The sequence below is a fragment of the Arthrobacter sp. SPT-J7 genome, from assembly GCF_059089965.1.
In genome coordinates this window covers 1-9,852 of sequence record NZ_JBNHFF010000122.1, presented here as the reverse complement: position 1 = coordinate 9,852, position 9,852 = coordinate 1, and the positions used below count along the sequence as shown (strand labels likewise).

Sequence of the window (9,852 nt, the reverse complement as noted above, 5' to 3'; positions counted from 1 at the left end):
GGCACCCAGGTGCCGGACCGTCGTCGTGTGCGCAACTTCGCCAGGGCAAGTCGCCTAGACCGGCTGGCTGTTGGGCGGCGGCAGGTCCGGGTTCATGTCCTCGAGTTTCGGGTCCTCGGCCGTCCATACCTGGATGATTGCCCAGATGACGGCGGCCAGCGGCACAGAGAGCACGGCACCTACGATGCCGGCCAGGATGGTTCCGGCTGTCAACGCCATGAGGATCACCAAGGCATGGAGCTGGAGGGACTTGCCCATAACGATGGGCTGCAGGAGGTCGCCTTCGAGCTGGTTGACGGCAATGACCACGGCCACCACTATCAGCGCAACAACCGGCCCGTTCGCAACCAGAGCCACCAGCGCAGCCAGGATTCCGGCAACAGTGGCGCCCACCAGGGGAACGAAGGCGCCGATAAAGACGATAAGTGCCAGGGGGAGGGCAAGCGGAACCTGCAGGATCAGCAGTGCGGCCCCAATGGCCACAGTGTCAACCAGTGCCACGATCGCCGTGCCGCGGACGTAGCCGCCCAGCACCTCAAGGGTACGTTTCCCCACCCGGCGCAGCTTGGCCTCACGTTCCCCGCTGAAGGGGCGGAGGAAGAAATTCCAGATCTTGGCGCCGTCCTTCAGGAAGAAGAACAGGATGATGATCACCAGGCCTGCGCCGGCAAGGAACTCGGTCACCACGGACAGTCCGGTGATTGCGCCGGAACGGACCTGGCTGCTGGTGGCAAACTGGACGATGCCCTCTCGGGCCTGGTCCAGTTGCTCCTGTTCGATGGGGACGGGGCCGGTGAGCAGGAACCGCTCCAGCTCGTCCAGGCCGGAAGCAGCCTGCTGAACCAGCTCACCCCACTGGTTGCGGACCGAGTAGTAGATGACCGTGGAAACGGTGCCCAACACGAGCAACAGCCCGATGAATGCGATTCCGGTTGCCAGCCCGCCCCGCATCCCACGGCGGCGAAGCATGTTCACGAACGGGCCGATGGCGGCCGCCAGGATGAGTGCGATCAGTATCGGTATCACCAGGAGCTTGATCTGCATCAGGGCATAAACCGACACCACGGCGACTGTCAGGATCAACAGGATCTGCGCGGAGCGTATGCCCACCCGACCAAGTCCGTCTGCCCACAATGCGCTGGGCGGCTTCGGTCCCTGTTTCCCCGCAGCCGGGGCCGCCGCCTGCCGCTGCAGGGCTGAACCGGCGGTAGCTGCCGGCTGAGGGGTGTCGCTGCCTGGCCCGTGGTCGGTCACGCGTGTTGCTCGCGCCATGGGGACTCCTTGTCTCGGCGGGTGCCCTGGCGCACTGTACACGGCAGGGATACTACCTTTCTCAGATAGTAAGCCTACTGACCGATTAGGGAAGGGTGAAACCCTGAAGCGCAAACGAACTAGGCCGCGAGCCACTCCGCGCAGGAGTTCAGGTTTGCGTTGACGGTGGCCACGGCCGCGTCCTCGTCCCGCAGCTCAATGGCTGCCAGCAGCAGATCGTGGCCCTCGTGCTGGAGCCCGTCGAGTCCCGGCCGGCGCAGCTGCTTGAGCAGATCCTCGTGGACCACGGCGCCGAAGCTGACGTACAGCTCGTGCAGCAGGGGATTGCCCGATGCCTGGGCCACCCGCTCGTGGAACCCCCAGTCCGACCGCGCCCAGGCCCCGTAGTCCTGCAAGTTCCAGGCTTCGTTCCGGTGGGTGAGAAGGGCGCGCAGGGCTGCGACGTCGTTGGCTGTCGCATTCCGTGCCGCCAGCCGGGCCGCCTGGGTGTCCAGGCCGAGCCGGACTTCCAGGATGTGGGCTTCGGTGTGGTCCTGGTACATGCGGCGGGCCGCACCGGAGATCTCGCTGGTTGCCCGGACGTACGTGCCATCACCGCGGCGGACTTCGAGCATGCCACTGTGGGCGAGCGCCTTGATCGCCTCGCGGAGTGTGCCCCGGGAAATGCCCAGGTCAGTCATCAACCCTGTTTCGGACGGGATGCGCTGGTGGAGGGGCCACTCGCCGGACTGGATCATGGTCCGCAGCTTCGCTGTGACTTCCTCCGCAAGCGGCGGGCGGCGTGAGGGGCTCAGTACCACGGCGGCCTACTTCCTCTTGGCGGCTGTGTGGCCGGGCGCGCCGCCAGCAGTGCCGCCGGGCGCAGTGCCGGAGACGCTTCGGGTCATTGCGCCTCCGGTGATCAGGTGCGCCACCACAATCTGCACCAGCGCCAGGGCCAACAGCAGGGCGAGGGGCAGGGTCCAGCCGCCGGTGGCGCTGTGCAGGAGCCCCATCCCGAAGGGTCCGGTGGTCGCAAGCAAGTAGCCGATGGACTGGGCCAGTGTGGACAAGGCCGTGGTTTCGGCCGTGCTCGCGCCGCTGCGGCTGATCATCACCATCACCAACGGGAAAATGCCCAGGCCGAAGCCCAGCAGGACCGCGGGAACGACGGCCAGGCCCACGGGCAGCACAAGGAGCAGGGCCAGGCCCACCGCCATGGTGGCACTGACGAGGTAGAAAGCCGGGCGCAGCATCCTGGGGCGGGAGCCGATGGCGATGAGCAGCATGCCCGCGGGAACGGACACCAGCTGCATCAGTCCGAACATCAGTCCGCTCCCGGAAGCGTCCATCCCCATGGTGGTGAGCATGTACGGGAACCAGCTCAGCAGTGCATAGGCCAAGAGTGCCTGAAGCGTGAAAATGGCAGTCAGCAGCAACCCTTTCCTGGTCCGCAGCAGCGGCCATGGGGACACGTGCCCCGCGGTCGAACGGGTGCTGTTCCGGTGCGCATGCAGCGCCACGGGAAGGAAGCCCAGGAACGCCGCCACGGCAGTGATGCCAATCGCGCCGACGGCCGCTGACGGCGACCCGAGGGCCTGCGCCAGGGGGACCACGGCGACGGCAGTCACGGTGGCCCCGGTCGTCATGGTCACCGTATAAACGGCGGTCATGAGTGACGTCCGGGAAGCGAAGTGCTCGCGGATGAAGGACGGCATGGCAACGTTGCAGACCGCCAGTCCGGACATCCCAAGCACACTGCCGGCCACCAGCATCCCGGTGGCGGGGACTCCGCGGAGCAGGAGTCCGCCGGCCAGCATGGCAAGGGACAAAAGGATCGCCTTCTCAACACCCAGTTTGCCCGTCAGCCAGGAGGTGGCGGCACCAGCCAGGGCGAAGCACAGGGTGGGGATGGACGGGATGAATGCAGCCACCAGCGGCCCGTAGCCCAGCACCGTCTGCAGGTCATGCAGCAGCGCCGACGCCCCTGTGATGCCCGCACGCAGATTAAGCCCGATCAGCACTAGCGCAATAACTCCGAATACGACGGCGGCACGCGGCCGGGTGAATGGGGCGCTTGGGGCCGATGCGGAGGCAGCCAGCGCCGGCATCGCAGCGTGCCCATAGGAGGGCGCCGTGACCACGGCGGAGGGTGCGGCAGTAGGAGCGGGGGGAGTGGCGGGCATCTTTCAAGGCTAAAGGTTAGACGTTTGATGTCTCCAGTTTTGTGGCCAAGCTCTCCCGGCCCGTCCTGCCCGGGCAATAGACTTCCACCGAGGGCACGGGCGCGCGCCACCCGGCCCGGATGCAGGACCAACGCGGAAGGACGGCTGTGAAGGCTTCCCAAGGAATCGAGATCGAAAAGAAGTACGACGTCGGCAACGACACCGAAGTGCCCGCGTTGGAACAACTGCCCGGCGTTGCCCGCGTCGGAGCGCCCCATACCGCTGTCCTGGAGGCCGTATATTTCGATACCGCCCGGCAAGCCCTCGCATCCCGCCGCATCACCCTGCGCCGCCGAACCGGGGGGATGGACGCCGGCTGGCACCTGAAGCTGCCTCCGGAAACCCAGGCTGGCTCCGGCGCGGAACCCCAGCAGCGCAGGGAGCTGCATGCACCGCTTGGCCAACCCGACGTCGTACCCGACACCCTCCTCGCCCATGTGCAGGCATACCTCCGCGGAACGGAAGTGGCCCCGGTGGTCCGGCTTGAAACTCGCCGCACCACCCACGCGCTCTATGGGGAGGACGGCGTACATCTGGCAGACCTGGCGGATGACCGCGTGGAGGCGAGGCGCCTGCACGGACCTGCGGGTGAACAGCCGCAGCGCTGGCGGGAGTGGGAACTGGAATTGGTCAACGGCGGACCGGACCTGTTCGGCCCCGCTGAGCAAGTCCTCACCGCCGCCGGCGCCCGTCCTGCCGGCCACGCATCCAAGCTCGCGCGGGCACTCGGGAGCGTTGGACACGGGAGCCAGGAACAGGAGGAGGAACGCCCCTCCGCGCTCCTGGCCGGGAAGAAGGCCCCCGCCGCCGCCGTCGTCACCGTCTATTTAGTGGAGCAACTGGGCCAACTCTTCGCCGGGGATGCCGCCGTCAGGCTGGAGGAGCCCGAGGCGGTCCACGACATGAGGTCCGCAACCCGGCGGATCCGCTCGGTGCTGGCTGCCTACCGCAAGCTGTACCGAGCTGTCCCGGTGCGGCGCCTTCGGGACGAACTTGGTTGGCTGGGCCACCTGCTGGGCGAACCCAGAGACGCCGAAGTCCTGCTGGGCCGGCTGCGGGGCCACCTTGATGAGCTGCCGCCCGGCGAGGGAACGGACGCAGCAAGGGAGCAGGTGGAGCGCAAGGCCGGGACGGCGTTCGACGCCGGATACCGCCGGCTCCAGAAGGCGCTGCAGTCGGAACGCTACTTCCGGCTGCTGGATGACCTTGATGACTTCTGCCGCCAGCCGCCGGTGCTGTCGCAGGCAGTGGCCCCGGGGCGGACCATTGCCGCAAAGGTGGTGGAGAAATCCGCCCGCCGGCTGCGGCGCTCGCACAAGGCCGCGGCACACGCCAGGCGCGGAACTGCCCACGACATGGCTCTCCATCAGGTGCGCAAGGACGCCAAGCGGCTCCGCCATGTGGCCGAGTCTGCGGGCCTGGTACGCGGCAAACGCGCGCGGAAGGTGGCCAGGGCCGCCCACCGGCAGCAGCGGATCCTGGGCGACTTCCACGACGCCCTGATTGCGCGGAACATGCTGCAGTCACTTGAAGCAGGCCACCCGCTGCCGGAAGCAACGGCTGAGGCCCTGGCCGCGCTGCGGGTTCGCCAGGCGGAACTGATGGACGCGGCCGAGGCCAGGTACCGCAAAGCCCGCAAGAAGTCCCGCAGCCTGCTGAAGCCCAGGGTTATTTAGTCCCCACGCTCGGCCAGGGAACCCTGCGTGGCGTGGCCCGCCGGGGGCGATTACACCAAGCGGTGCAACGGCTACTTGCCCTGGCGTGCGGACAGCCGGGCCACCGCCAGCGCCAGCCACAGCTGAACGCGGTCGGTGGTGACGGCGGGGTCGTAGCCGGTCAGTTCAGTGATCTGCGCCAGCCGGTAGCGGACCGTGTTCCGGTGCAGGGTGAGTTCCTCGGCGACGGCGGCCACGGAGCCGTTGTTGTTGAGGTAGCTTTCCAGCGTGGTCATCAGTTCCGCGCCATGGGCTGCGTCGAACGTCCGGAGCGGATTCAGGGACTCGTGCGCCATATCGGCCAGCGGCACATCTTCACTCGCCAGCAGCAGTGACGTCAGGCTCAGCCGCTCCGGTTCGTTGACGGGAAGTCCATGGCTCGCGGCCTCCCGCGCCTCAAAGTAGCTCCAGCGCAGGCCGTTCGGCTTGGTGTACGCGCCGCCGATGCCGATGGTCGCGTGGATGCCCGCCTCAGCCAGGTGGTCACTCAGCTTCCGCGCCAGGGACGGCGCCGCGCTGCCGTCGTCGTTCATCACCAGCATTAGATCCTTGCCCACGACGGCGGCCACCGCCTTCTCCAGTTCCCGCGGTACCGAGGTGCTCACCAGCGCCTTGTGGTGGGCTGCGGAGACGGCCAGCAGGACAACATTCTTGCGGGTGCTGTTCACGCCGACCCCGGCCAGGCGGCGCTGGGCCTCACTGGTTTCCAGTGCGCCGTGGATCACATCCTCCAGCACCTGCCCGCAGAGGGCGCGCTCGGCCTGGCGCTGCTTGACCATATTGTTCAGTTCAACGCTGATCAGGTTCTGGGCATACCCGATGATGCCGGTGTCCTCGAAGGGCGTGCGGACCCACAGCGTGCACGCGTCGCGCCGGCCCGTGGGGATGGGGTACGAGGCCCAGGTGTCAGCCTGCGGCGTGTCCTTGCTGTTGTTGTACAGCTGGGCCGTGAACTGGGTGAGGGCAATATCGGCCCGGAGCATGCCGCCCAGGTGCTTCAACAGCTCAGCCAGGCCGCCGCCCGTCAGCAGTGCCCGGGCCAGCACCTGATGTCCTGCGATCAGCCGCTCCAGCTTGGCGTAGTGGTCCGCGGACTGGGCATCCGCCACCAGCTTGCCGATGGCGATGAACGGCGTATCGTACGGGACCTCCACCACGGGCAGGCCCCAGCGGTTGGCCTCTGCGAGCAGCGCCGGCGGCACGGCCTCGTGGGAAAGGCCCACCCCAAAACCGATACCCACTGCCCCTGCCCGCTGCACCTGGCGGACAAACCGCCGCTGCTCGGGTGCGGACTTCAGCCGCAGGCCGGTGGTGAGGATAAGCTCGCCGCCGTTGATGAACCGCTGCGGATCCTCCAGTTCGGTCACTGCCACCCAGTTGATGTCCTGGTGCCACGTAGTCTCGGCAACCCCTGCTTTGGACAGATTCAGGGATTTGACACCCAAGAGGGCTGCAAGGGAAATGGCCATGAACCAAGGATAAGCAGCTGCTAGTCAACCGCACTAAAAAGCAGCAGAAAGGGTGTGCAGGTGGCTATTCACGGCGAGGGGGTGCTGGCATAGGCTCAAGGCAGTCAGATCCATCCGCCTTGCCGCCGATGGCCCCCGAGAAAGAGGTTGCACACCGTGGTCCAAACCTTGCAGAACTTCATCAACGGGACGTTTGTTACGCCTGCCGGTACCGGCACGCTGGACATCGTCAATCCCACCAACGGTGACGTCGTGGCGCACGCGCCCATCTCCGTCCAGGAAGACGTTGATGCAGCCATGGCAGCCGCCAAGGAGGCCTTCAAGAGCTGGAAGCACGTCACGCCGGGCCAGCGGCAGCTGATGCTGCTCAAGCTCGCAGACGCCGTCGAGGCCAACAGCGACGAACTCGTGGAGGCGCAGCACCGCAACACCGGCCAGGTGCGTTCCCTGATCGCCTCGGAGGAAGTTGCCGCCGGCGCTGACCAGCTGCGTTTTTTCGCCGGAGCGGCGCGGATCCTTGAAGGCAAGTCCGCCGGTGAGTACTTCGAGGGCCACACCTCCTATGTCCGCCGCGAACCCATCGGCGTGGTGGCCCAGGTTGCTCCGTGGAACTACCCGTTCCTCATGGCCATCTGGAAAATCGGCCCCGCGCTCGCCGCCGGCAACTCCGTGGTCCTGAAGCCCTCGGACACCACCCCCGAGTCCACCCTGGTCCTGGCCCGCCTCGCCGGTGACATCCTGCCTGCCGGCGTCCTGAACGTTGTGCTCGGCACGGGCAAGACCGGCGCCATGATGGTGGACCACAAGGTCCCGGGACTCGTCTCGATCACCGGTTCCGTCCGCGCCGGCATCGCCGTTGCCTCCGGTGCTGCCAAGGGCCTCAAACGGGCGCACCTGGAGCTGGGCGGCAAGGCTCCGGCCATCGTCTTCAAGGACGCCGACATCAAAAAGAGTGCCGCGGCGATTGCCGAGTTCGCTTTTTTCAATGCCGGGCAGGACTGTACGGCCATCACCCGCGTGCTGGTGGAGGAATCCGTGCACGACGACGTGGTGGCAGCCATGGTGGAGCACACCAGGACTCTCCGCACGGGCTCCCAGAACGACGAAGACAACTACTTTGGCCCGCTGAACAACGTGAACCACTTCAACCAGGTCACCTCCGTGGTGGAGAGCCTGCCCGCGCACTGCCGCATCGAAACCGGCGGACACCGGGCGGGGGAGAAGGGCTTCTTCTTTGAGCCCACCATCATCACCGGCGCGAAGCAGTCGGACAACATCGTCCAGCAGGAAACGTTCGGCCCGGTCATCACCGTGCAGAAGTTCAATACGGAGCAGGAAGCCGTGGAGCTGGCCAACGATGTGGACTACGCCCTGGCCTCCAGTGTGTGGACATCCAACCACGGCACCGCCATGCGCCTGAGCCGCGACCTGGACTTCGGCGCCGTCTGGATCAACACCCACATTCTGCTCACGGCCGAGATGCCCCACGGCGGCTTCAAACAGTCCGGCTACGGCAAGGACCTCTCCATGTACGGCGTCGAGGACTACACGCGCATCAAGCACGTGATGTCTGCGCTCGACTCTTAATCCCCACCGGCCCCTTAACCTCGCTCCGCTTCGGCCAGGAACCTTGCCGGCGCGGGCCCACCCAGCAAGGAAAGAACCATCATGACAACCACCGCATCAGACATCACCTTCCGCCTGGAGCAGAAGCGGCGCGTCCAGGCCGACTTCCCGGGCCCCAAGTCCTTGGCCCTGGCGGAGCGGCGCAAGTCCGTAGTCGCCGCAGGTGTTGCGTCCGGCGTCCCGGTTTACGTTGCAGACGCCGATGGCGGCATCATCCACGACGTGGACGGCAACTCCTTCATCGACCTGGGTTCAGGCATTGCCGTGACCAGCGTCGGAGCCTCCGATCCCGCCGTTGTGGGCGCTGTCAAGGAAGCCGTGGAGCACTTCACGCACACCTGTTTCATGGTCACGCCGTACGAAGGCTACGTGGCCGTCGCCGAGCAGCTGAACCGCCTCACCCCGGGCGACCACGAGAAGCGCACCGTCCTGTTCAACTCCGGTGCCGAGGCAGTGGAGAACGCCATCAAGGTGGCCCGCCTGGCCACCGGGCGTGACGCGGTCGTGGCTTTCGACCATGCCTACCACGGCCGCACCAACCTCACTATGGCGCTGACCGCCAAGGCCATGCCGTACAAGACGAACTTCGGCCCGTTTGCGCCCGAGGTCTACCGCATGCCCATGAGCTACCCGTACCGCGAGGAAAACCCGGAGATTACCGGTGCCGAGGCCGCCAAGCGCGCAATCACCATGATCGAGAAGCAGATCGGCGGAGACCAGGTCGCCGCGATCATTATCGAGCCCATCCAGGGCGAGGGCGGCTTCATCGTCCCCGCCGAGGGCTTCCTCCCCGCACTGGCTGACTGGGCAAAGGAGAAGGGCGTCGTCTTCATCGCCGACGAAGTCCAGTCCGGGTTCTGCCGCACCGGTGAATGGTTCGCCGTGAACCATGAAGGCGTCATCCCGGACATCCTGACCCTGGCCAAGGGAATCGCCGGCGGCATGCCGCTGTCCGCCATCACCGGCCGGGCAGACCTGCTCGACGCCGTCCACCCCGGCGGCCTGGGCGGCACCTACGGAGGCAACCCTGTAGCCTGCGCTGCCGCGCTGGCCTCCATCGGCTCCATGGAGGAATACGACCTCGCCGGCCGCGCCCGCCACATTGAAGCCGTAGCTACCACCCGGCTGCGTGAACTGCAGACCGAGCTGGCCGGCTCCAACTCTGCCGTGATCGGCGACGTCCGCGGCCGCGGCGCCATGCTGGCGATCGAACTGGTCCAGGCCGGCTCCAAGGAACCGAACCCGGAACTCACCAAAGCTGTTGCCGCCGCCTGCCTCGAGGAAGGCGTCATCATCCTCACCTGCGGCACCTACGGCAACGTCATCCGGCTCCTGCCGCCGCTCGTCATCACCGACGAACTGCTAAACGACGGACTGGATGTCCTGGCCGCGGCCATCAAGGCCAACGCATAACGGAGCAACAAACGTTTCAGCAATCAAGAAAAGGCAATACCCCGGCAAGCCGGGGTATTGCCTTTTCTGTTGTCCTTCAGGGTGCTTGATTGGGCAGCTACCCATCCCCCTAATCTGGTTAGCGACGCTACCTAATGACACCGCTCGGGTCAT

General features: G+C 66.4%; 7 protein-coding genes. 3 read left to right on the top strand and 4 right to left on the bottom strand.

Going from position 1 to position 9,852, the window contains the following annotated elements; all coding sequences use genetic code 11:
• Positions 1 to 54 precede the first annotated feature (54 nt).
• From AC5RWX_RS26205 to AC5RWX_RS26195, 3 genes are all read right to left on the bottom strand, one after another.
• Entirely contained in the window at positions 55 to 1,272 is a 1,218-nt protein-coding gene (locus AC5RWX_RS26205; protein ID WP_494099204.1) for an AI-2E family transporter, read from the bottom strand.
• Between the two features lie 119 nt (positions 1,273 to 1,391).
• Positions 1,392 to 2,072 (bottom strand): FadR/GntR family transcriptional regulator, encoded by a 681-nt coding sequence (locus AC5RWX_RS26200; protein WP_494099203.1) that lies wholly within the window; start codon positions 2,070 to 2,072, stop codon positions 1,392 to 1,394.
• A 6-nt stretch (positions 2,073 to 2,078) separates the two neighbouring features.
• A complete protein-coding gene (locus AC5RWX_RS26195; protein WP_494099202.1) occupies positions 2,079 to 3,437 on the bottom strand; it encodes an MFS transporter in 1,359 nt (452 codons plus the stop codon).
• A gap of 146 nt (positions 3,438 to 3,583) precedes the next feature.
• Between AC5RWX_RS26195 and AC5RWX_RS26190 the strand changes: the two genes are divergently transcribed.
• Positions 3,584 to 5,152 carry a CYTH and CHAD domain-containing protein gene (locus AC5RWX_RS26190; protein ID WP_494099201.1) on the top strand — a complete coding sequence of 523 codons (1,569 nt, stop codon included), beginning with the start codon at positions 3,584 to 3,586 and terminating at the stop codon, positions 5,150 to 5,152.
• A gap of 71 nt (positions 5,153 to 5,223) precedes the next feature.
• Here AC5RWX_RS26190 and AC5RWX_RS26185 read toward each other — a convergent pair whose 3' ends face one another.
• A complete protein-coding gene (locus AC5RWX_RS26185; protein ID WP_494099200.1) occupies positions 5,224 to 6,660 on the bottom strand; it encodes a PucR family transcriptional regulator in 1,437 nt (478 codons plus the stop codon).
• Positions 6,661 to 6,816: 156 nt separating this feature from the next.
• On the opposite strand from AC5RWX_RS26185, the gene AC5RWX_RS26180 reads away from it, so the two are divergent.
• Together AC5RWX_RS26180 and gabT are read left to right on the top strand one after the other, a co-directional pair.
• Positions 6,817 to 8,247 carry a gamma-aminobutyraldehyde dehydrogenase gene (locus AC5RWX_RS26180; RefSeq protein ID WP_494099199.1) on the top strand — a complete coding sequence of 477 codons (1,431 nt, stop codon included), beginning with the start codon at positions 6,817 to 6,819 and terminating at the stop codon, positions 8,245 to 8,247.
• An 81-nt stretch (positions 8,248 to 8,328) separates the two neighbouring features.
• Complete coding sequence (gene gabT, locus AC5RWX_RS26175; protein WP_494099198.1) at positions 8,329 to 9,699, top strand: 4-aminobutyrate--2-oxoglutarate transaminase; 1,371 nt, start codon at positions 8,329 to 8,331, stop codon at positions 9,697 to 9,699.
• The last annotated feature ends 153 nt before the right edge of the window (positions 9,700 to 9,852 follow it).

Bases quoted from the DNA above. Each gene is read 5' to 3' on its own strand.
- AC5RWX_RS26195 (WP_494099202.1), bottom strand. From the start codon at position 3,437: ATGCCCGCCACTCCCCCCGCTCCTACTGCCGCACCCTCCGCCGTGGTC.
- AC5RWX_RS26185 (WP_494099200.1), bottom strand. From the start codon at position 6,660: ATGGCCATTTCCCTTGCAGCCCTCTTGGGTGTCAAATCCCTGAATCTG.
- AC5RWX_RS26205 (WP_494099204.1), bottom strand. From the start codon at position 1,272: ATGGCGCGAGCAACACGCGTGACCGACCACGGGCCAGGCAGCGACACC.
- gabT (WP_494099198.1), top strand. From the start codon at position 8,329: ATGACAACCACCGCATCAGACATCACCTTCCGCCTGGAGCAGAAGCGG.